Source organism: Agromyces laixinhei, assembly GCF_006337065.1.
GTDB classification, from domain to species: Bacteria; Actinomycetota; Actinomycetes; order Actinomycetales; family Microbacteriaceae; genus Agromyces; species Agromyces laixinhei.
On sequence record NZ_CP040872.1, the window covers coordinates 2,391,562 to 2,413,646 of the forward strand.

Annotated in this window: 16 protein-coding genes and 3 rRNA genes; all 19 read right to left on the bottom strand. The window is 65.8% G+C overall.

The annotated features are described in order from the left end of the window. Positions 1–8: 8 nt before the first annotated feature. The 19 genes from der to FHG54_RS11415 all read right to left on the bottom strand — a co-directional run bounded on the left by der (position 9) and on the right by FHG54_RS11415 (position 21,953). A complete protein-coding gene (gene der, locus FHG54_RS11325; RefSeq protein WP_139417362.1) occupies positions 9–1,523 on the bottom strand; it encodes a ribosome biogenesis GTPase Der in 1,515 nt (504 codons plus the stop codon). Next, positions 1,520–2,248: a (d)CMP kinase gene (cmk, locus tag FHG54_RS11330; protein ID WP_233437757.1), complete on the bottom strand. Its 729-nt coding sequence runs from the start codon at positions 2,246–2,248 to the stop codon at positions 1,520–1,522. Before cmk ends, der begins: the two co-directional genes overlap by 4 nt. A gap of 2 nt (positions 2,249–2,250) precedes the next feature. Continuing rightward, positions 2,251–3,333: a prephenate dehydrogenase gene (locus tag FHG54_RS11335; protein WP_139417363.1), complete on the bottom strand. Its 1,083-nt coding sequence runs from the start codon at positions 3,331–3,333 to the stop codon at positions 2,251–2,253. Next, positions 3,330–4,145: a pseudouridine synthase gene (locus FHG54_RS11340; protein ID WP_139417364.1), complete on the bottom strand. Its 816-nt coding sequence runs from the start codon at positions 4,143–4,145 to the stop codon at positions 3,330–3,332. The genes FHG54_RS11335 and FHG54_RS11340 overlap by 4 nt, the downstream gene beginning before the upstream one ends. After that, the gene (scpB, locus tag FHG54_RS11345) at positions 4,138–4,800 is read right to left on the bottom strand and encodes an SMC-Scp complex subunit ScpB (protein ID WP_139418425.1); all 663 of its coding nucleotides are present in this window, start codon (positions 4,798–4,800) and stop codon (positions 4,138–4,140) included. The genes FHG54_RS11340 and scpB overlap by 8 nt, the downstream gene beginning before the upstream one ends. 49 nt (positions 4,801–4,849) lie before the next feature. Then, entirely contained in the window at positions 4,850–5,656 is an 807-nt protein-coding gene (locus tag FHG54_RS11350) for a segregation and condensation protein A (protein WP_139418426.1), read from the bottom strand. A 94-nt stretch (positions 5,657–5,750) separates the two neighbouring features. Continuing rightward, positions 5,751–6,635: a ParA family protein gene (locus FHG54_RS11355; protein ID WP_139417365.1), complete on the bottom strand. Its 885-nt coding sequence runs from the start codon at positions 6,633–6,635 to the stop codon at positions 5,751–5,753. A gap of 42 nt (positions 6,636–6,677) precedes the next feature. Continuing rightward, the gene (xerD, locus tag FHG54_RS11360) at positions 6,678–7,580 is read right to left on the bottom strand and encodes a site-specific tyrosine recombinase XerD (RefSeq protein ID WP_139417366.1); all 903 of its coding nucleotides are present in this window, start codon (positions 7,578–7,580) and stop codon (positions 6,678–6,680) included. After that, positions 7,577–8,251, bottom strand: coding sequence for an NUDIX domain-containing protein (locus FHG54_RS11365; RefSeq protein ID WP_139417367.1), 675 nt, complete (start codon positions 8,249–8,251; stop codon positions 7,577–7,579). The genes xerD and FHG54_RS11365 overlap by 4 nt, the downstream gene beginning before the upstream one ends. Next, the gene (locus FHG54_RS11370; RefSeq protein ID WP_420837427.1) at positions 8,244–9,863 is read right to left on the bottom strand and encodes a CTP synthase; all 1,620 of its coding nucleotides are present in this window, start codon (positions 9,861–9,863) and stop codon (positions 8,244–8,246) included. Before FHG54_RS11370 ends, FHG54_RS11365 begins: the two co-directional genes overlap by 8 nt. 205 nt (positions 9,864–10,068) lie before the next feature. Then, positions 10,069–11,766: a DNA repair protein RecN gene (gene recN, locus FHG54_RS11375; protein WP_139417369.1), complete on the bottom strand. Its 1,698-nt coding sequence runs from the start codon at positions 11,764–11,766 to the stop codon at positions 10,069–10,071. A 9-nt stretch (positions 11,767–11,775) separates the two neighbouring features. Further along, on the bottom strand, positions 11,776–12,732 hold the full coding sequence (locus FHG54_RS11380; protein ID WP_198165888.1) for an NAD kinase: 957 nt from the start codon (positions 12,730–12,732) through the stop codon (positions 11,776–11,778). Further along, entirely contained in the window at positions 12,687–13,496 is an 810-nt protein-coding gene (locus FHG54_RS11385; protein ID WP_139417371.1) for a TlyA family RNA methyltransferase, read from the bottom strand. The genes FHG54_RS11380 and FHG54_RS11385 overlap by 46 nt, the downstream gene beginning before the upstream one ends. Positions 13,497–13,499: 3 nt before the next feature. Next, entirely contained in the window at positions 13,500–13,694 is a 195-nt protein-coding gene (locus FHG54_RS11390; RefSeq protein ID WP_139417372.1) for a hypothetical protein, read from the bottom strand. A 48-nt stretch (positions 13,695–13,742) separates the two neighbouring features. Then, complete coding sequence (locus FHG54_RS11395) at positions 13,743–14,777, bottom strand: HAD-IIA family hydrolase (RefSeq protein WP_139417373.1); 1,035 nt, start codon at positions 14,775–14,777, stop codon at positions 13,743–13,745. Continuing rightward, on the bottom strand, positions 14,752–16,473 hold the full coding sequence (locus tag FHG54_RS16815) for a primosomal protein (protein ID WP_233437759.1): 1,722 nt from the start codon (positions 16,471–16,473) through the stop codon (positions 14,752–14,754). Before FHG54_RS16815 ends, FHG54_RS11395 begins: the two co-directional genes overlap by 26 nt. 14 nt (positions 16,474–16,487) lie before the next feature. Beyond that, positions 16,488–16,604: ribosomal RNA gene (rrf, locus tag FHG54_RS11405) — 5S ribosomal RNA — on the bottom strand. A gap of 223 nt (positions 16,605–16,827) precedes the next feature. Further along, positions 16,828–19,935: ribosomal RNA gene (locus tag FHG54_RS11410) — 23S ribosomal RNA — on the bottom strand. Between the two features lie 491 nt (positions 19,936–20,426). After that, positions 20,427–21,953 (bottom strand): 16S ribosomal RNA (locus FHG54_RS11415). Together the 16S, 23S and 5S rRNA genes form the textbook arrangement of a ribosomal RNA operon. Positions 21,954–22,085: the final 132 nt, after the last annotated feature.

Consider the following 22,085-nt stretch of genomic DNA (forward strand, 5'->3'; position numbering starts at 1 on the left):
CGCTCGCCCTACTTGTTGCGGTCGCGCCGCTCGCGCACGCGCATGTTGATGACGATGGGCGAGCCCTCGAAACCGTAGATCTCGCGCAGGCGCCGCTGGATGAACCGCCGGTAGCCCGGGTCGAGGAATCCGGTCGTGAACAGCACGAAGGTCGGCGGTCGGCTGGCCGCCTGGGTGCCGAACAGCACGCGAGGCTGCTTGCCGCCGCGCACCGGGTGCGGGTGCTCCTGCGTCAACTCGGTGAGGAACGCATTGAACTTGCCGGTCGGAATTCGCGTGTCCCACGACTCGAGCGCCGTTTCGAGTGCCGGTACGAGCTTCTCGAGGTGGCGGCCGGTCTTCGCAGAGATGTTGACGCGAGGTGCCCACGACACGTGGTGCAGGTCTTGTTCGATCTCTCGCTCGAGGTACCGGCGGCGTTCGTCGTCGAGCAGGTCCCACTTGTTGTAGGCGAGCACGAGCGCGCGCCCCGACTCGAGCACGAGGTCGATGATGCGCACGTCTTGTTCGGAGATCGGCACCGAGACGTCGAGGAGCACGACGGCGACCTCGGCCTTCTCGAGCGCCGCCTGGGTGCGGAGCGAGGCGTAGAAATCGGCGCCCTGCTGCAGGTGCACGCGGCGGCGGATGCCGGCGGTGTCGACGAAGCGCCAGATCTTGCCGCCGAGTTCGATCTGCTCGTCGACCGGATCGCGCGTGGTGCCCGCGAGTTCGTTCACGACGACGCGCTCTTCGCCTGCCGACTTGTTGAGCAGGCTGGACTTTCCCACGTTCGGGCGTCCGAGGATCGCGACCCGGCGCGGGCCGCCGAACTCGTCTTTGGCGACGGCGGAGACCTGCGGCAGCACGGTGAAGACCGATTCGAGCATGTCGGCGACGCCGCGGCCGTGCAGAGCCGAGACGGGGTACGGCTCGCCGAGGCCGAGGTTCCAGAGTGCGGCCGCCTCGGGCTCCTGCCGAACGTCGTCGACCTTGTTCGCCAGCAGGAAGACGGGCTTGTCTGCCTTGCGGAGCAGTCGCACGACGTGCTCGTCGGTCGACGTCGCCCCGACGGTTGCGTCGACGACGAAGAGCACGACGTCGCAGAGGTCGATCGCGACCTCGGCCTGCGCGGCGACGGAGGCGTCGATGCCCTTCGCATCGGGCTCCCAGCCGCCGGTGTCGACGAGGGTGAATCGGCGGTCGAGGTACTCGCCCTTGTACGACACACGGTCGCGGGTGACACCCGGCGTGTCTTCGACGACGGCCTCGCGTCGCCCGAGGATGCGGTTGACGAGGGCGGACTTGCCGACATTCGGGCGGCCGACGATCGCGATGACGGGCAGCGCGGGCAGGTAGCGGATGCCCTCCTCGCCCTCCTCCGACAGTTCGAGCACGTCGAGGTCGTCGTCGTCGAGCGCGTAGTCGGCGAGTCCCGACCGCAGCGTGGCCGCACGCCGCTCGGCAAGATCGTCGTCGACGCTTTCGAGGCGCTCGGCGAGATCGTCGTCGGGAGCGTCGAAGTCTTCGCCCTGATCGGTCATGGTGTCTCCTCTGAAATCTGTGTGCCCGGCACGCTCGACTCGGGAGCGAACGCCGGCTGCGCCGCGCGGATCACGCCGATCACCGCATCGACCGTCTGGTCGAAGTCGAGTTCGGTCGAATCGACGGTGGTGACGCCGGGCGCCGCGGTCATGAAGTCCACGACCTTGGAGTCCGCCGCGTCGCGCCTCCGCAACTGCTCTCCCACTGCCTCGGCCGATGATCCGGCCAGCTCGGCGGAGCGCCTGCCCATTCTAACTGCTTCGGATGCTGTGAGGAGGATGCGAACAGGCGCATCCGGCGCGACCACGGTCGTGATGTCGCGCCCCTCGACGACGATGCCGTCGGTATCGACGGCCGCCATGATCGACCGGAACAACTCGATCAGATGCCGGCGCACCTCGGGCACGCGCGCGACGGCACTCACGACCGCAGAGATCTGCGGGTCGCGGATCGCCTCGGTCACATCGGTGTCGCCGACCTGCACGGCGTAGCCGGTCGGATCGGTGCCGATGCGGTAGTCGAACGAATCCAGACACGAGACGACGGATGCCGCGTCGCCGGTGTCGACTCCGGATGCCTCGGCGTGCCACGCCAACGCCCGATACGCGGCGCCCGTGTCGAGGAAGCCGAAGTCGAGCCGGCGCGCGACCTCTTTCGACACGCTCGACTTTCCGCTGCCGGCCGGGCCGTCGACGGCCACGACGAGCGGGATGACCGGTGCCACGTTCAACCTGCAATCCGCCAGCCGCGCGCGGCCAGCTCATCGGTGAGGTGCTGCTGCATCTCGGGGAGCACCGAAATCTCGGCGAGGCCGATCTGCGCCTCCGGCGAGTGCTCGAGGCGCAGGTCTTCGATGTTGGCGCCGGCTTCGCCGACGTCGTTGAAGAGCCGCGCGAGCTGGCCGGGCCGGTCGTCGATCATGACGATGAGGCTCGAGTAGCGACGGTCGACGCCGTGCTTGCCAGGCAGGCGCTCGACGCCCGTGTTGCCGCCGAAGAGCTCTTCGGTGACGCGGCGACGGGCGCCCGGCGCATCCAGGTTGTCGAGCGCGTCGAGAAAGCGATCGAGATCGTCGCGGTAGCCGTGGAGGATCTCGGCGACCGGCCCGGCGTTCTGCCCGAGGATCTGCACCCAGAGCTCGGGGTCGCTCGCCGCGACCCGCGTGACGTCGCGAAGACCTTGCCCTGCGAGGTTCACCGAGGCGTGCGGTGCGTCGATCAGGCGACGGGCCATGAGGCTCGAGACGACCTGCGGCACGTGCGAGACGAGCGCGACGGCGTCGTCGTGCTGCTCGGGCGTGAGCTCGACGAGCGTGGCCCCGAGATCGAGGATGAGGTCGTCGATCGCCGACCCGTCTTGATAGGAGATGCCGCCGTGGGCGGCGACCACCCACGGGCGGCCGACGAAGAGATCGGCACGACCCGACATCGGGCCGCCACGCTCGCGCCCGGCCATGGGGTGGGTACCGATGTACCGCGAGAGGTCGGCGCCGCGCGCCTTCAGGTCTTCGTAGACGGCGAGCTTCACGCTCGCCACATCGGTGACGATCGCGTCGGGGTGAGCATCGAGCTCGGCGGCGACGACGTCCGCGGTCACATCGGGCGGAACGCACACGACGACGAGCTGCGGACGATCACTCGCAGCGGCGGGCCGGCCCGCACCGTAGTCGACCGCGATCGCGAGATGCGTCGGCGAGGCATCGGCGAGGATCACCTCGACGCCTTTCGCGCGCAGCCCGAGCCCGATGCTCGCGCCGAGCAGGCCGACGCCGACCACGCGCACCGGACCGGTCAGACGTGATTCGGTCACGACTCACCTTCGTTCGGGTCGGCGCCGTCATCGCGGCCAGCATCCGCGGCGCGGGAGATGGTGAGCAGCTGGCCCAGCTCCACTGTAGTCAACTCGCGCAGGTGGCCTGATCGGAGGGTGCCGAGGTTCAGCGGCCCGAAGCTGCGGCGCACGAGGTCGACGACCGGGTGCCCCACCGCGTCGAGCATGCGGCGCACGATGCGGTTTCGGCCGGAATGGAGCGTGAGCTCGACCATCGAGTGCCGATCGTCGCCCTGCTGCTGCAGGATGCGCGCCCGGTCGGCGGCGATGGGCCCGTCGTCGAGCTCGATGCCGTTCTTCAGCTGTTGGATGACCTGGGGTGTGACGCGGCCGGCGACCTTCGCGATGTACGTCTTCGAGACGCCGAACGACGGGTGCGCGAGCACGTGAGCCAGGTCGCCGTCGTTCGTGAGCAACAGCAGGCCGCTCGTCTCGGCATCGAGTCGGCCGACGTTGAACACGCGATCTTCGAGGTCGTCGGTGAACCGCGTGAGGTCGGGTCGCCCCTGCTCGTCACGCATCGACGAGACGACGCCACGCGGCTTGTTCAGCATGTAGTAGCGCTTCGCGGGGTCGAGTTGCACGGCGACGCCGTCGACGGCGACGAGGTCGGTCTCGGGGTCGATGCGGCGGCCGAGCTCGGTGACGACCACGCCGTTCACCTCGACACGGCCCTCGACGATGTACTGCTCGGAGACGCGCCGGCTCGCGACGCCGGCCGCGGCAAGCACCTTCTGCAGTCGAACGCCCTCGGGCGCCGGCTCGCCGCCCCAGCCGGTCGTGTCAGTCAAGATCGAATCCTTCCTGGCCGTCGTCGAGCAACGGCGAGATGTGGGGCAGTTCGTCGAGCGAGTTGATTCCCAGATTCGTGAGCAGCAGCTCGGTCGTGCCGTAGAGGATCGCGCCCGTCTCTGCATCGGTGTCGACCTCGGTCACGAGCCCGCGGCCGAGCAGCGTGCGCACGACCGAATCGACGTTCACCGCGCGGATCGACGCGACCTGCGAGCGCGAGATCGGCTGCTTGTAGGCGATCACCGAGAGCGTCTCGAGCGCCGCCTGCGACAACCGCGTCGACGACTGCGTGAGCACGAAGTCGGCGACGAGGGTGTCGTACTCGGCACGCACATAGAAGCGCCAGCCCCCGCCGACCTCACGGAGCTCGAACCCGCGACGGGTGCTTGGCGCCTCGGGCTCCCCCGCGACATCCGTTCGCGGTTCGCCCGACGCACCGGCACCGTCGTAGTCCGTCCGAAGTCGCGCGATCGACGCACGCACCTCGGCGACCGGCCGGGCGACGGCGGCCGCGAGCGACACGACGCTCTGCGGCTCATCGGCGATGAAGAGGATCGCCTCGAGGGCACGGTCGAGATCGAGCCGCGGCTGGCCCGGCACGTCGAGCGGGGTCGCGACCGACACCTCGGGGCCGTTGCCCTCGCCCGCGTTCATCGCGTCGGCACTCTGCCCGTCGGGCGCGTCCGTCGCCGCGACATCCGTCTCACTCGTCATAGTCAGCCCCCAGGCTCTCGAGGTTCTCGTCAGACCAGTTCTCGGCCGACCAGCGCAACGTCAGCTCGCCGAGCGGCTCGAGCTGTTCGAAGCCGATCGCCGCGTGCCGGTAGAGCTCGAGCACCGCAAGGAATCGTGCGACGACGACCCCCGGCCGCCCGACGCCGGCGATCAGCTGGCGGAACGTGACTGGGTCGCCGCGGCGGAGCACTGCCACGACGTGCGCCGCCTGCTCGCGGATCGACACGAGCGGCGCGTGCAGGTGATCGAGACCGACGATCGGAATCTCGCGTGGCGTGAGCGCCAGGGTCGCGAGCGCGGCGAAGTCTTCGACCGACAGTGTCCAGAGCAGCTCGGGAGCGCGCTGGCGGAACTGCTCTTCGAGCCGCACGTTGCGGGCATGCCGCCGCGACTCCTGCTCGAGGTGGCCCGAGAACCATCGGGCTGACTCTTTGAAGGCGCGATACTGCAGCAGTCGCGCGAAGAGCAGGTCGCGGGCCTCGAGGAGGACCACGTCTTCGGCGTCGACGAGTTCGCCCTGTGGAAGCAGGCCGGCGACCTTCAGGTCGAGCAGCGTCGCCGCGACGACCAGGAACTCGGAGGCGCGATCGAGCTCCTCTTCGGAATCGAGGCCTCGCAGGTACGAGATGAACTCGTCGGTGACCGCCGAGAGCGAGACCTCGGTGATGTCGAGCTCGTGCTTCGTGATGAGCGAGAGCAGCAGGTCGAACGGACCCTCGAAGTTCGTGAGGGCGACACGGAAGCCGCGTTCGTCGGTCGCGCCCTCGGCCGGCACCGTCGTCGCCGAGTCATCAGGCCGCGCCTGCGCGTGCTCCGCCTCGGCCGACTCCGTCGCGCCGTGCGCGTGCTGCTCGGGGGCCGAAGCCGCCTCAGGCGACCGCGCCACGGAAGACCAGCTCCCTGGCGAGCTGGCGGTACGCCTTCGACGCCTGGTGCTCGGGTGCGAACTCGGTGATCGGGGTACCGGCGACGCTCGCGTCGGGAAACTTCACGGTGCGCGAGATGACCGTCTCGAGCACCTTGTCGCCGAATGCGTCGACGACGCGCTCGAGCACCTCTCGGGAGTGCAGGGTGCGGGCGTCGAACATCGTCGCGAGGATACCGTCGAGCTGGATCGCCGGGTTCAGCCGATCGCGCACCTTGTCGATCGTCTCGATGAGCAGCGCCACGCCGCGCAGAGCGAAGTACTCGCACTCGAGCGGAATGACGACGCCGTGGCTCGCCGTGAGCGCGTTGACGGTGAGCAGGCCGAGCGACGGCTGGCAGTCGATGAGGATGACGTCGTAGTCGGCCGAGACGCGGCGCAGCACGCTCGCGAGGATCTGCTCACGGGCGACCTCGGTGACGAGGTGCACTTCGGCCGCCGAGAGGTCGATGTTCGCGGGGATCACGTCGAGCCCTTCGACGCTCGTCTGCTGGATGACCTCTGCAGGGTCGAGGGTGCGCGAGAGCAGCAGGTCGTAGATCGTCGGCACGTCGTGCGTCGGCACGCCGAGTCCGGCCGAGAGCGCGCCCTGCGGGTCGAAGTCGATCGCGAGCACCCGGCGGCCGTACTCGGCGAGCGTGGCGCCGAGATTGATCGTCGTGGTCGTCTTGCCGACCCCGCCCTTCTGGTTGCAGAGGGCGATGATGCGTGCCGGGCCGTGCGTGGTGAGGGTGACGGGCTCGGGGAACTCGCGATACGGGCGACCAGTGGGACCGAACTCCGGCGGAGTGGCGATTCCGTCCGCTGAGTGGTGCGTCTGGTGCGTCACGTGTCAACTCTCTCCTGTGGCAAGGCGTGTGCTTGGTCGATTCTAGCGAGCGCGCGGGTGCGCTGCCGTGTACATCTCCCGGAGTGTGTCGGCTGTGACGAGCGTGTAGATCTGGGTGGTCGCGACCGACGAGTGACCGAGCAGCTCCTGCACGACGCGCACATCGGCGCCGCCCTCGAGCAGGTGCGTCGCGAACGAGTGCCGCAGCGTGTGCGGCGAGACGGATGTCGCGAGCCCCGCGATCTCGGCGGCATCGCGGATCGCCTCCCATGCGGCCTGCCGCGACATCCGCTTGCCGCGAACGCCGAGGAAGAGTGCCGGCGTCGCCGTGCCGCGCGCCGAGAGGAGCGGTCTCGCCCGCACCAGGTAGGCGTCGACGGCTCGTCGGGCGTAGCTGCCGAGCGGCACGATACGCTGCTTGCCGCCCTTGCCGAAGAGCCGCACCACCTCTTGGTCGACGAGGTCGTCGACGTTGAGCGACACGGCCTCCGACACCCGGGCGCCCGTGGCATACAGCACCTCGAGCAGCGCGGTGTCGCGCAGATCGGTCGGTTCGTCGCCGCCTGCGGCCGCGATGAGCGCCTCGATGTCGTCGACCGGGATCGCCTTGGGCAGGCGCATCGGAAGCTTCGGGGGGCGGAGCAGGCGCGAGACGTCCTCCGCCACGAGACCCTCCTCGGCGAGGAAGCGGTGCAGGCCGCGAACGGCCGACAGCACTCGGGCGATCGACGAGGTCGCGAGCGGCGGTATGCGATCGGCGCCGAGAAAGCGAACGAACGCCGAGAGGTCCTGTTCGGTCGCCGCGGACGGCTCGCCGATGCCCTCGGCTTCGAGCCAGTCGGTGTAGATGCCGAGGTCGCGCCGGTACGACGAGGTGGTGTTCGGTGCGAGCCCCCGCTCCACGGCCAGGTGCCGCAGGTAGTCGTCGACGGGGGTTCGGGTCATGGGTGCGCCGGCTCCGCAGCGCCGCTGGAGTGCCCCGGCCACGGGGCATCCGCTGCGCCGAGGCTCGACCATCCACGTGCCCGCGCCGCGGCCGCCGCGAGCACCGCGATCGACAGCGGAGCGTTGCAGATGCGCCGGTCGAGCACCGCGTCGACGCACTCGTCGAGCGGCACCCATCGGGTCTCCATGTCGGCCTCTTCTCCCTCGCGGGTGAACTCCTCTGCTGTCGCCGACAGGCCCCGTGCCAGGTACACGCGAATGAGTTCGTCGCTGCCGCCGGGCGACGTGGCGATGTCTGCGAGCACCATCCACTCGGATGCCTCGAGGTCGGCCTCTTCGGCGAGTTCGCGCTTCGCGGCCGCCAGGGGCGGTTCGCCGTCGACGTCGAGGAGTCCGGCGGGAATCTCCCAGTCGCGCAGGCGCACGGGATGGCGGTACTGCTTGATGAGGAGCGCGCGATCCTCATCGTCGAGGGCGAGCACGCCGACGGCGCCCGTGTGGTCCATGTACTCGCGCACGATGGTCTCGCCGCCGAACTCGAATGCGTCCTGGCGGATGTCCCACACCCGACCTTCGAAGACTCGATCGCTCGAGACGACGGGCACTTCGACCCGCTCGTCGGCGAGCGGCTCGCGCCGCCCGTCGTCACCGGTGTCGTGGAGGTCAGTCATCGTCGACGTCGTCGAAGAGCTGGCTCGCCTGCTGGCGCTCGAGCGCCGCGGCGACCAGGCCGCGGAACAGGGGGTGCGGGTCGTTCGGGCGACTGCGCAGCTCGGGGTGAGCCTGCGTGCCGACGTAGAACGGATGCACGTTGCGCGGCAGCTCGACGAACTCGACGAGCTGACGATCGGGCGACATGCCCGAGAACGAGAGCCCGGCGTCGGCGATGCGGTCGCGATACGCGTTGTTGACCTCGTAGCGATGCCGGTGGCGCTCGGAGACATCGGCCGAGCCGTAGAGCTCGGCGGCGATCGACCCGTCGGCGAGCCTGGCCGGATAGAGACCGAGTCGCATGGTGCCCCCGAGGTCACCGCCGGCGATGATCTCGACCTGCTCCTCCATCGTCGCGATCACGGGGAACTGCGTGTCGGGGTCGAACTCGCTCGACGAAGCACCGGGAAGCCCGGCGACATTGCGCGAGTACTCGATGACCATGCACTGCAGCCCGAGGCAGAGACCGAGCACGGGGATGCCGTTCTCACGCGCGAAGCGCAGTGCGCCGAGCTTGCCCTCGATGCCGCGAACTCCGAAGCCGCCCGGCACGCAGATGCCGTCGAGGTGGGCGAGGTGCTTCTGCGCTCCCTCTGGCGTCTGGCAGTCGTCAGACGGAATCCATTCGAGGCTGACCTTGGCGTCGTTCGCGAAGCCGCCGGCGCGCAGCGCCTCGGTGACCGAGAGGTAGGCGTCGGGCAGGTCGATGTACTTGCCGACGAGCCCGATCGTGACCTCGTGCTTGGGGTCGTGCACGACGTCGAGCAGGCCGCTCCAACCCGACCAGTCGACGTCGGCCGCCTTCTCGTCGAGACCGAGGATGTCGATGATGTACGCGTCGAGCCCCTGGTCGTGCAGCATCGTGGGGATGTCGTAGATCGACGGCACGTCGACCGCGTTCACGACGGCCTGCTCGTCGACGTCGCACATGAGCGCGATCTTGCGCTTGTTGGATTCGGTGACGGGCCGGTCGCTGCGGAGCACGAGCGCGTCGGGCTGGATGCCGATCGAGCGCAGGGCTGCGACCGAGTGCTGCGTGGGCTTCGTCTTCTGCTCACCCGAGGCGCCCATGAACGGTACGAGCGAGACGTGCACGAAGAAGACGTTCTTTCGGCCGAGCTCATGACGCACCTGGCGGGCGGACTCGATGAACGGCTGCGACTCGATGTCGCCGACCGTGCCGCCGATCTCGGTGATGATCACGTCGGGCTTCGGCGACTCCGACGCCTGCAGCCGCATGCGGCGCTTGATCTCGTCGGTGATGTGCGGGATGACCTGCACCGTGTCGCCGAGGTACTCGCCGCGGCGCTCCTTGGCGATCACCGTCGAGTAGATCTGGCCGGTGGTGACGTTCGCCGCCTGGCTCAGGTTGATGTCGAGGAACCGCTCGTAGTGACCGATGTCGAGGTCGGTCTCCGCACCGTCGTCGGTCACGAAGACCTCGCCGTGCTGGAAGGGGTTCATCGTGCCCGGATCCACGTTCAGATATGGATCGAGCTTCTGCATGACGACTCGCAGGCCCCTGGCAGTCAGAAGGTTGCCGAGACTTGCGGCCGTGAGACCCTTGCCCAACGAGGAGACGACACCTCCGGTCACGAAGATGTGCTTGGTCTCGCCGTTCGTCGGCGCAGGGTTCGAATTGTCTGTTCCGCGTTCATCCACCACGGGCTTATAGTCTAAGCCACGATCTCGGTCATTCGCCCCGACATGCCCCACGCGCTCCCCCATATCTTCTCGGAATCGCCTGATTCCATCGTTTGCGATGCTCGATCGCGTGTCACGCCGCACGTTGCGCGGCGATCTCCAACAGTTCTCTCGCGTGCGCGAGTCCGCTCTCCGAATCGGCCAGCCCCGACAGCAACCGCGCCATCTCGGCCTCGCGATCGCCGCCGGCGAGCTGACGCACGCTCGACGAGGTGACCCGCCCGTCGGTGCCCTTGACCACGCTCAGGTGATTCGTCGCGAACGCGGCGACCTGCGCGAGGTGGGTCACGACGATGACCTGCGAGCGCTCGGCGAGTCGTGCCAGCCGGCGCCCGATCTCGATCGCGGCCGCGCCGCCGACGCCCGCGTCGACCTCGTCGAAGACGAACGTCGGCACCGGGTCGCTGCCCGCGATGACGACCTCGATCGCGAGCATGACGCGCGACAGCTCGCCGCCCGATGCCCCGCGCGACACGGGCCGCGCCTCGGCGCCGGGGTGGGGTCTCAGCAGAATCGAGACGGCGTCGCGGCCGTGCGCCGTCACCTCGGTCGTCGGCTCGATCACGACGGTGAGCTGTGCGTCTGGCATTGCGAGGGCCGCGAGCTCAGCGCTGACCGCGGTCGCGAGCCGACCTGCGGCGTCGGTGCGCAGTTCGGTCAGCCGAGCCGCCAGTCGGTCGACCTCGGCCTCGAGCGCGGTGACGGATGCGTCGAGACCCTCGATGCGATCGTCGTCGCTGTCGAGCTCGACGAGCCGAAGACCGCCGACGTTCCGGAACCGGAGCACCTCGTCGAAGCCGCCGTGACGTCGTACGAGCCCCCCGAGCAGGGCCCGGCGATCCTGCACGATCTCGAGTTCGCGCGCCCCATCTGCGTCGAGTCCTCCGAGGTACCCCGACAGCTCGGCGGCGGCGTCGGCCAGCAGAAAACCGGCACTCGCCAGCATCTCGCTGATCGGCAGCAGCGCCGCATCGTGCTCTGCGACGCGCTCGAGCTGCCGGCGCGCACCGTCGACGAGGGCGACCGCGTCGGGAACGTCGTCGATGACGTCTTCGGACGAGATCAGCGCGCGAGCCTGAGCAGCGGCGAGCCGCAGCTCCTCGAGGTTCGAGAGCCGGTCGGCGCGCTCGGCCAGTTCGAGGTCTTCGCCGGGCTGCGGGTCGGCGGCCTCGACCTCGTCGAGAGCCGTGCGGAGCTCGTCGGCCTCGCGGATGCGCGACTCATGGTCGGCGCGAAGATGCGCCAGCTCGGCGGCATCCGCTCGCCAGGCCGTGAAGGCGGCGCTGTACTCGTCGAGCACGGCCTGCAGTGCCGGCCCCGCGAATCGATCGAGCGCCTCGCGTTGCGCGACCGCTGAGCGGAGCCGTTGCTGGTCTGCTTGCCCGTGCACGACGACGAGCTCGTCGCCGAGCTCGGAGAGCACGCCGACGGGGGCGCTCCGGCCGCCGACGACCGCCCGGCTGCGGCCCTCGGCCGAGACGGATCGGCCGAGCAGGAGTTCACCCGCCTCGACCTCACCGCCGGTCTCGGCGACGCGCTCGGCGACGACACCGTCTTCTGACACGAGCCAGCGGCCCTCGACCCACGCCTGCTTCGCCCCGGCCCGCACTGAGCCGGCATCGGCGCGTGAGCCGAGCAGCAGCCCGAGCGCGGTCACCACCATGGTCTTGCCTGCGCCGGTCTCGCCGGTCACGGCCGTGAATCCGGCGCCGAGCGGCAGCGTCGCCTCGGCGATGACGCCGAGATCGCGAATGCCGAGCTCTTCGATCATCGCCTGCCCTCACTCACGCCCGACCGGTCCCCTCCACCCGGTGACCGGGAGCTGGAACTTGTTGACGAGCCGATCGGTGAACGGCGCCTCGTGCAACCGCGCGAGCCGCACGGGAACCGGCGACCTGCGCACGATCACGCGCGCTCCCGGCGGCAGGTCGAAGGTGCGCCGGCCATCGCACCAGATGACCGCGGATGCCTCGGTGCGCTGCAGGATCTCGACCGCGAGCGACGACTCGGGGCCGACGACGAGCGGTCGGGCGAAGAGCGCGTGTGCGCTGAGCGGCACGAGCAGCAGTGCTTCGAGACTCGGCCAGACGACCGGGCCGCCGGCAGAGAACGAGTACGCGGTCGATCCCGTCGGAGTTGACATGACGACACCGTCGCAGCCGAATGAGGAGAGCGGGCGCCGATCGACCTCGATGACGACCTCGAGCATGCGCTCGCGTTCGGCCTTCTCGACGGTCACCTCGTTGAGTGCCCAACTCTCGTAGACGACCTCGCGGCCGACCTTCGCACGGACCGCGAGGGTCATGCGCTCCTCGACCGTGTAATCGCGTGCGAGGGCGCGGCCGACGGTGTAACCGAGGTCGTCGCGCTCGCTCTCGGCGAGGAAGCCGACATGGCCGAGGTTCACGCCGAGGAGGGGCACCGGAAGGTCGCGCATGATCTCAGCAGCACGGAGGATCGTGCCGTCGCCGCCGAGCACGATGATGAGCTCGATGGCCGTCGGATCGGTCTCTTCGAATCGCTCGACCGAGCCATTGAGGTCGGGCACGAAGTCGTGCACCTCGTCCCAGTGCTCGGCCGCGATGACGGGCACTGCGCCGGCGGCGAGCAGTTGGGTGCAGACCTCGCTCGTCGCCTCGAGGGCGGCCCGCCGGCCCGTGTGGGAGACCACCAGGAAGCGCCGTGCATCGCTCACGCCTTCGCCCTCCCTGTCACTTCGTCGACCCGACCTGACCATTCTGTCGGATTCACGCCGCGCACCGCGCTCAGATGCACGAGGTATTCGACGTTCCCGTGCCCGCCGACGATTGGGGAGGACAAGATACCGGCGGTGCCGAGTCCGGCGTCGAAGGCGGCCCAGAGCACGTTCGAGACGGCATCGGCGCGGAGCCCGGCGTCACGCACGACCCCCTCGCGCGCTCCCCCGCGCCCCACCTCGAACTGCGGCTTGACGAGCAGCACGAAGTCCGCGTCATCCGTCGCCGTGGCGCGCAGCGCGGGAAGCACCACGGTGAGCGAGATGAACGAGAGATCTGCGACGACGAGCGACGGTCGTTCAGCGACCCCCGTGAGTTCGGCGATCCGTGCGGCGTCGAGGTTGCGCACGTTGCACCCCTCGACGAGCACGAGACCGGCCGCATCGGCGAGCTGCGGCGCGAGCTGGCCATGCCCGACGTCGACGGCGAGCACCTGCTTGACGCCCCGTTCGAGCAGCACCTGGCTGAATCCGCCCGTCGAGGCGCCTGCGTCGAGCGCGACACGGCCCTCGACCTCGACGCCGAAGCCGTCGAGGCCGGCGATGAGCTTGTGGGCCGCGCGACTCACATAGTGATCGGATGACGCGACCTCGAGCACCGCGTCATCGCCCACCTTCACGGAGGACTTGACGACCGGCCGCCCGTCGACCGTCACGCCACCGGCGGCGATGAGCGTCGCGGCGTGTGTGCGCGAGCGGGCGAGGCCGCGCGCCGCGAGGGCCGCGTCGAGGCGTTGGGCGGTCATGCGTCAGGTGCGCAGCGACGGATCGGACTGTTCGAGCTGGGTGCGCAACTCATCGGCGAGGGCCTGGTAGCCCGCCGCGCGTTCGGCCAACGGCAGCCCTTCGATCTCGGCGATCACGCCGGGCGTCGACGACGCCGCCCCCTCGGGCGCGGACTGGCTCGTCTGGGTCTCGTCTGACGCGTCGGAATCGGTGGTCACGGTTCAACGCTACCCCGAGCAGCCGGCGCTCGGCCGACGACGGACCGCTCAGCCGTACAGTCTCGCAGGAACATCGAGCGAGTGGATGCCGATTCCCGAAGCCCAGATCGCGGCGCACGCCGCACGGAGCAGGTCGAGTTCGTCGCCGCCGTCCTCGACGATCTCAACCCGGTTGCCCGAGACTCGCACCCGAGCGGCGCCCACGAGCGAGACGCCACCGCGCACCTGTTCCGTCACCGGGTATGGGACATGGAGTCCGTCGAGATCGGCGAGGATGAAGTCCGGTCGGCTCGATTCGGGAGCTGCCAGCACCTGCTTCGCACGATCGATGCCCGTCAGCACCAGAGCACTCAGCATGCCGGCGCGCCGTGCGCCGAGGATATCGGTGTCGAGCCGATCGCCGACCACGAGGGGGCGCTCGGCGGCGAACCGGTGTCGTGCCTCGTCGAAGATCGGCGTTTCGGGCTTGCCCGCGACGAGCGGGAACCGCCCGACCGCCGTGTGCACCGCGGAGACGAGCGTGCCGTTGCCCGGTGCTATGCCCCGGGCGACCGGAATCGTCCAATCCATGTTCGTCGCGATCCACGGGATGGCGGGGCCGGCGGCATCCGGTCCGCCGTTCGCGGTCAGCGCGAAGGAGGCCTCGGCGAGCTCCCGCCAGCCGATATCGGGAGTGAAGCCCTGCACGACGGCGTCGGGCGCATCGTCGGCGGAGCGGGTGATGCGGTAGCCGCGCTTCTCGAGTTCGATCGTGATGCCCTCACCGCCGACCACGAACACCAGTGCGCCTGGTGAGACGTGCTCGGCGAGCATGGTCATCGCGGCTTGCGGCGACGTCACGACATCATTCGGCACGGCTTCGAGACCGAGCTCGGCCAAGTGGTCCGCGACGGTTGCATCGCTGCGCGACGCATTGTTCGTGATGTAGCCGACGGAGCGATCGCGCTTCGCGAGGTTCAGGCTCTCGACCGCACGCGGGATGGCCTGGGCGCCGGCATAGACGACACCATCGAGGTCGGCGAGCACCGCGTCGATGCCGTCGAGCGGCGTCGGGTGATCAGTCTTCCCGCGGAACAGTCCCATCGGAGGCATCCTCACTCTCTTCATCCGCGGCCGATGAACCTTCGGCGAGCACCGCGCGCACGTCGTCCTCGAGCACGTCGGCCGGATCGACCTCGACTGCGGCTTGGGGCTCGATTGCAGCTTCGGGCTCGACTGCGGTTTCGGGCTCGATTGGCGCAGCAGCAGCCTCGACCGCAGCGGGCGCCACGACCTCGGGAGCCTCATCGGCGGGCTCGGCGGCATCCTCGATCTCGATCTCGAAGATCTCGACCGACTCGGCCTCCGCTGGGCCCGCGAGAGCGGCCTCTGCGCGGTCGGCACGAACGCGCCATTTCGCGGCTTCATCACCGCGACCCAGTTCTTCGAGCACCTCTGCATACGCCGAGAAGAGCGCCGGACTGTAGGAGAATGCGCGATCGGGGTCGAGCTGCGGGATCTCGAGCTCGGCTAGCGCGATCTCGGGCTGGCCGAGATCGAGTCGGGCACCCGACATCGCGATGGCCAGTCCGACCTGGACCGCGGCGGGGAGGGTGGTGCGGTCGACGGCACGGCCGACCTCGAGGGCACGGTCAGGTCGGCCGACGCCGCGCTCGCTGTCGACCATGAGCGGCAGCTGATCGTTGCTGCCCGAGATGCGGCGGTAGGTGCGCAGTTCGCGGAGCGCGAGTACGAAGTCCCCGGTTGCGTAGGCCGTGATCGCCAGGGATTCGCGCACGACAGCGATGCGGCCCGCGCGTCGACCTGCAGACATCGCATGCTGGTGCGCGAGTTCGGGGTCGTCGTCGAGCAGTCGGGATGCTGCGACGAGATGTCGTGCGACCCAATCGGCGTTCTCCTTGCTCAGCGTCTTCAGCTCGGCACGGGCACCCTTGTCGAGATCGCGAGCCTCGATCGACTCGTCGATGTACGGATCGTCGTGTCGCGGCCGCACCTGCAGATCGGCTGCTCCGAAGTTCTCGCGAGGGGCCGCGTCGCGCTGGTCGTCACGACCTCCGGGCCGGCTGCCATAGGGCTTGCGGTTGTCGCGGTCGCCATACGACTTGCGGCTGTCACGGTCGCCATACGGCTTCTTCGCATCGCGGTCGCCATACGGCTTGCGGTTGTCACGGTCGCCATAGGGCTTGCGGTCGCGGTCACCATAGGGCTTGCGGTCGCGGTCGCCATAGGGCTTGCGGTCGCGGTCGCCATAGGGCTTGCGGTTGTCACGGTCGCCATACGACTTCTTCGCATCACGGTCGCCATACGGCTTCCGGTTGTCACGGTCGCCATACGACTTCTTCGCATCACGGTCGCCATACGGCTTCCGGTTGTCACGGTCGCCATACGACTTCTTCGCATCACGGTCGCCATACGACTTGCGGTCATCGCGGTCGCCATACGACTTCTTCGCATCGCGGTCGCCGTACGGCTTCCGGTTGTCACGGTCGCCATACGACTTCTTCGCATCGCGGTCGCCGTACGGGCGCTTCACCGAGCCACCGTCGCGGGCAGCGGAACCGGAACGCGCGCCACTCGGTCGGCCGCTCTTCTTGTCGCCGCCATCGCGCCGTTCTGGTCGCCCCTGGCTTGCCGAGTCCTGTCTGGAGTCGCTCACGATAGTCCCGTCGTGTGTGGAGTCCTCATGGAACTCAACCGTAATGGGGCCTCTTGTGAAGAGGCCCGTTAACGAAGAATGGCCACCCGCCGGTGTTCGCAATTGAACGCCGTGGGTGGCCATTCTCCTTAATGATTGTCCGGCGGTGTCCTACTCTCCCACAGGGTCCCCCCTGCAGTACCATCGGCGCTGCGAGTCTTAGCTTCCGGGTTCGGAATGTGTCCGGGCGTTTCCCTCGCGCTATGGCCGCCGAAACTCTAGAACCAACGGGCCCCGGTGTTGTTGGGGGTGGTTGGTGGTCTCGGTGACCGCACCGTGCCGTCCCCGGATGTGTTTGGGGGTTTGGGCGGTGCGGGTGTTGTTTCAGTGTTGAGTTGTTGGGTTTCCGTCTGAAGGGAACCACAGAGTGGACGCGAGCGATCGTTGGCCACACACACGGCCTTTACATGAAATGTGTTCAAACATGTGTGTGTAGTGATTATCAAGTTATCGGCTTATTAGTACCGGTCAGCTGCGACAGTCGTTAGTCCTGTCTTCCACATCCGGCCTATCAACCCAGTCGTCTGGCTGGGAGCCTCTCACCCCGAAGGGTATGGAAATCTCATCTCGAGGCCGGCTTCCCGCTTAGATGCTTTCAGCGGTTATCCATCCCGAACGTAGCTAACCAGCGGTGCTCCTGGCGGAACAACTGGCACACCAGAGGTTCGTCCAACCCGGTCCTCTCGTACTAGGGTCAGATCCTCTCAAATTTCCTACGCGCGCAGCGGATAGGGACCGAACTGTCTCACGACGTTCTAAACCCAGCTCGCGTACCGCTTTAATGGGCGAACAGCCCAACCCTTGGGACCTACTCCAGCCCCAGGATGCGACGAGCCGACATCGAGGTGCCAAACCATGCCGTCGATATGGACTCTTGGGCAAGATCAGCCTGTTATCCCCGAGGTACCTTTTATCCGTTGAGCGACAGCGCTTCCACAAGCCACTGCCGGATCACTAGTCCCGACTTTCGTCCCTGCTCGACCTGTCAGTCTCACAGTCAAGCTCCCTTGTGCACTTACACTCGCCACCTGATTGCCAACCAGGTTGAGGGAACCTTTGGGCGCCTCCGTTACTTTTTGGGAGGCAACCGCCCCAGTTAAACTACCCACCAGGCACTGTCCCTGAACCGGATCACGGTTCGAAGTTAGATATCCAGAGTGACCAGAGTGGTATTTCAACAATGACTCCACCGACACTAGCGTGCCAGCTTCATAGTCTCCCACCTATCCTACACAAGCCACACCGAACACCAATACCAAGCTGTAGTAAAGGTCACGGGGTCTTTCCGTCCTGCTGCGCGTAACGAGCATCTTTACTCGTAATGCAATTTCGCCGAGTTCGCGGTTGAGACAGCTGGGAAGTCGTTACGCCATTCGTGCAGGTCGGAACTTACCCGACAAGGAATTTCGCTACCTTAGGATGGTTATAGTTACCACCGCCGTTTACTGGGGCTTAAATTCTCAGCTTCGCTCCGAAGAGCTAACCGGTCCTCTTAACCTTCCAGCACCGGGCAGGCGTCAGTCCGTATACATCGTCTTGCGACTTCGCACGGACCTGTGTTTTTAGTAAACAGTCGCTTCCCACTGGTCTCTGCGGCCCTGCAGCGCTTCCCCAAGCAAGTTGGTTCACGCCTCAGGCCCCCCTTCTCCCGAAGTTACGGGGGCATTTTGCCGAGTTCCTTAACCACGATTCTCTCGATCTCCTTGGTATTCTCTACCTGACCACCTGAGTCGGTTTGGGGTACGGGCGGCTGGAACCTCGCGTCGATGCTTTTCTCGGCAGCATAGGATCACCCACTTTTCATCCGCATCGCGTCTCAACCATCTGGACCGCGGATTTGCCTACGGTCCGGTCTACACGCTTGCCCCGGGTCAACCATCGCCCGGGTTGGGCTACCTTCCTGCGTCACACCTGTTAATACGCTCACTCCACCAGATGGGGTCGCATGCCGCCACACGATCGTCCCCGAAGGGATCCACGCGTCTTGGGATGCTTAGCACTCCTGATTTCATGTGGGCGGTTCTTCGCCGGTACGGGAATATCAACCCGTTGTCCATCGACTACGCCTGTCGGCCTCGCCTTAGGTCCCGACTTACCCAGGGCAGATTAGCTTGACCCTGGAACCCTTGGTCTTCCGGAGGACGGGTTTCTCACCCGTCTTTCGCTACTCATGCCTGCATTCTCACTCGTGTGGCCTCCACGGCTGGATCACTCCGCCGCTTCACTGCCCACACGACGCTCTCCTACCCATCAACACGGCTGGACCACGAAGGCCTACCACAAATGTCAATGCCACAACTTCGGTGGCGTGCTTGAGCCCCGTTACATTGTCGGCGCGGAATCACTTGACCAGTGAGCTATTACGCACTCTTTCAAGGGTGGCTGCTTCTAAGCCAACCTCCTGGTTGTCTGTGCAACTCCACATCCTTTCCCACTTAGCACGCGCTTAGGGACCTTAGTTGGTGGTCTGGGTTGTTTCCCTCTCGACGATGAAGCTTATCCCCCACCGTCTCACTGCTGCGCTCTCACTTACCGGCATTCGGAGTTTGGCTGACGTCAGTAACCTGTTGAGGCCCATCGGCCATCCAGTAGCTCTACCTCCGGCAAGAAACACGCAACGCTGCACCTAAATGCATTTCGGAGAGAACCAGCTATCACGAAGTTTGATTGGCCTTTCACCCCTATCCACAGCTCATCCCCTCCATTTTCAACTGAAGTGGGTTCGGTCCTCCACGCGCTCTTACACGCGCTTCAACCTGGCCATGGATAGATCACTTCGCTTCGGGTCTAGGACCTGCGACTGAATCGCCCTATTCAGACTCGCTTTCGCTACGGCTACCCCACACGGGTTAACCTCGCCACAGATCACTAACTCGCAGGCTCATTCTTCAAAAGGCACGCTGTCACCCCAACAAGGAGGCTCCAACGGTTTGTAAGCAAACGGTTTCAGGTACTATTTCACTCCCCTCCCGGGGTACTTTTCACCTTTCCCTCACGGTACTTGTCCGCTATCGGTCATCTGGGAGTATTTAGGCTTATCAGGTGGTCCTGACAGATTCACGCGGGATTTCTCGGGCCCCGCGCTACTTGGGATACCTCTCCGGGCCGCCAGGCATTTCGACTACGGGACTCACACCCACTCCGGTCCGCCTTTCAATGCGGTTCGTCTATACCCGACGCGTCACCGTGACTGCACGGCAGTACAATCCGAAAGGTCCCACAACCCCGACCATGCAACCCCTGCCGGGTATCACACATGGCTCGGTTTAGCCTGATCCGCGTTCGCTCGCCACTACTGACGGAATCACTATTGTTTTCTCTTCCTGTGGGTACTGAGATGTTTCACTTCCCCACGTTCCCTCTACCCGCCCTATATATTCAGGCGGGAGTCACCAGGTCACCCAAAGGGCCTGGCGGGGTTTCCCCATTCGGAAATCCTCGGATCACAGCTCGTTTATCAGCTCCCCGAGGCTTATCGCAGATTACGACGTCCTTCTTCGGCTCCAGATGCCAAGGCATCCACCGTTTGCTCTTAGAAACTTGAAATCACATGAGATCGAATCGTGCAACACCACCCACAGGGCGATGCTGCAAAAATTGACCAGTGAACACGCCGACCAACACACCCGAAAGCATGCCATCGGCGTCTCACCTATTGTGAAACAGCCCAAACGGGCTGCTTCTAAGATGCTCGCGTCCACTATGTAGTTCTCAACAGACGGCCAGAACCCCCACACCCACCAACAACACAGCTGGCATCAGCGAAGGCCTGTAAGAAACCATCACCCCGAACCGAAGTCCAGGAATCGTCCGGTCCCTCAGGACCCAACAGCGTGCAACGTACCCGACCGGCCGGCCCCAACCCTTCCAACCACCCCCCGAAGGAAGCGGCGTACTAAGTCTGAACCAGACAGACGAGCACCCATGTCCAATGTTCCACCCATGAGCTGCCAGCAGACCCAATCTCATACTCCGAATGAGCAGAGCCGGCCTGATCTGGCATGCCTGGACCACCAAAAGTGGCCAGTGCTCCTTAGAAAGGAGGTGATCCAGCCGCACCTTCCGGTACGGCTACCTTGTTACGACTTAGTCCTAATCACCGATCCCACCTTCGACGGCTCCCTCCACAAGGGTTAGGCCACCGGCTTCGGGTGTTACCGACTTTCATGACTTGACGGGCGGTGTGTACAAGGCCCGGGAACGTATTCACCGCAGCGTTGCTGATCTGCGATTACTAGCGACTCCGACTTCATGAGGTCGAGTTGCAGACCTCAATCCGAACTGAGACCGGCTTTTTGGGATTCGCTCCGCCTTACGACATCGCAGCCCTTTGTACCGGCCATTGTAGCATGCGTGAAGCCCAAGACATAAGGGGCATGATGATTTGACGTCATCCCCACCTTCCTCCGAGTTGACCCCGGCAGTCTCATATGAGTTCCCACCATGACGTGCTGGCAACATACGACGAGGGTTGCGCTCGTTGCGGGACTTAACCCAACATCTCACGACACGAGCTGACGACAACCATGCACCACCTGTAACCGAGTGTCCAAAGAGTTCCACATTTCTGCGGCGTTCTCGGTCATGTCAAGCCTTGGTAAGGTTCTTCGCGTTGCATCGAATTAATCCGCATGCTCCGCCGCTTGTGCGGGCCCCCGTCAATTCCTTTGAGTTTTAGCCTTGCGGCCGTACTCCCCAGGCGGGGCGCTTAATGCGTTAGCTACGACACGGAAACCGTGGAAAGGTCCCCACATCTAGCGCCCAACGTTTACGGCATGGACTACCAGGGTATCTAATCCTGTTCGCTCCCCATGCTTTCGCTCCTCAGCGTCAGTTACGGCCCAGAGAACTGCCTTCGCCATCGGTGTTCCTCCTGATATCTGCGCATTCCACCGCTACACCAGGAATTCCATTCTCCCCTACCGCACTCCAGTCTGCCCGTACCCACTGCAGGCCCGAGGTTGAGCCTCGGGATTTCACAGCAGACGCGACAAACCGCCTACGAGCTCTTTACGCCCAATAATTCCGGACAACGCTCGGACCCTACGTATTACCGCGGCTGCTGGCACGTAGTTAGCCGGTCCTTTTTCTGCAAGTACCGTCAAGCCCGAAGGCCCTTCTTCCTTACTAAAAGCGGTTTACAACCCGAAGGCCGTCATCCCGCACGCGGCGTTGCTGCATCAGGCTTGCGCCCATTGTGCAATATTCCCCACTGCTGCCTCCCGTAGGAGTCTGGGCCGTGTCTCAGTCCCAGTGTGGCCGGTCACCCTCTCAGGCCGGCTACCCGTCGACGCCTTGGTGAGCCATTACCTCACCAACAAGCTGATAGGCCGCGAGTCCATCCCAAACCGAAAAACTTTCCACCCCACACCATGCGGTGCAAGGTCCTATCCGGTATTAGACGTCGTTTCCAACGCTTATCCCAGAGTCCAGGGCAGGTTACTCACGTGTTACTCACCCGTTCGCCACTAATCCCCCCAGCAAGCTGGAGATCATCGTTCGACTTGCATGTGTTAAGCACGCCGCCAGCGTTCGTCCTGAGCCAGGATCAAACTCTCCAAAAAAAATGGTTCCCAACACCCAAAGGCATCAGGGAGTTCGTTCACTGACAGAGAAACAACTGACTATCCAAAATCAAATTGTCCATCAATCAAAGGAATCCCACCCCACCAAAACGGCAGGGACAGGGTTCAAAA

What these genes read in the sequence shown, in the direction of transcription:
- der (WP_139417362.1), bottom strand. Translation starts at nt 1,523, where the DNA reads ATGACCGATCAGGGCGAAGACTTCGACGCTCCCGACGACGATCTCGCC.
- scpB (WP_139418425.1), bottom strand. Translation starts at nt 4,800, where the DNA reads ATGAACGCGGGCGAGGGCAACGGCCCCGAGGTGTCGGTCGCGACCCCG.
- xerD (WP_139417366.1), bottom strand. Translation starts at nt 7,580, where the DNA reads ATGACCCGAACCCCCGTCGACGACTACCTGCGGCACCTGGCCGTGGAG.
- FHG54_RS11365 (WP_139417367.1), bottom strand. Translation starts at nt 8,251, where the DNA reads ATGACTGACCTCCACGACACCGGTGACGACGGGCGGCGCGAGCCGCTC.
- recN (WP_139417369.1), bottom strand. Translation starts at nt 11,766, where the DNA reads ATGATCGAAGAGCTCGGCATTCGCGATCTCGGCGTCATCGCCGAGGCG.
- FHG54_RS11380 (WP_198165888.1), bottom strand. Translation starts at nt 12,732, where the DNA reads ATGGTCAGGTCGGGTCGACGAAGTGACAGGGAGGGCGAAGGCGTGAGC.
- FHG54_RS11385 (WP_139417371.1), bottom strand. Translation starts at nt 13,496, where the DNA reads ATGACCGCCCAACGCCTCGACGCGGCCCTCGCGGCGCGCGGCCTCGCC.
- FHG54_RS11395 (WP_139417373.1), bottom strand. Translation starts at nt 14,777, where the DNA reads ATGGGACTGTTCCGCGGGAAGACTGATCACCCGACGCCGCTCGACGGC.
- FHG54_RS16815 (WP_233437759.1), bottom strand. Translation starts at nt 16,473, where the DNA reads ATGGCCACCCACGGCGTTCAATTGCGAACACCGGCGGGTGGCCATTCT.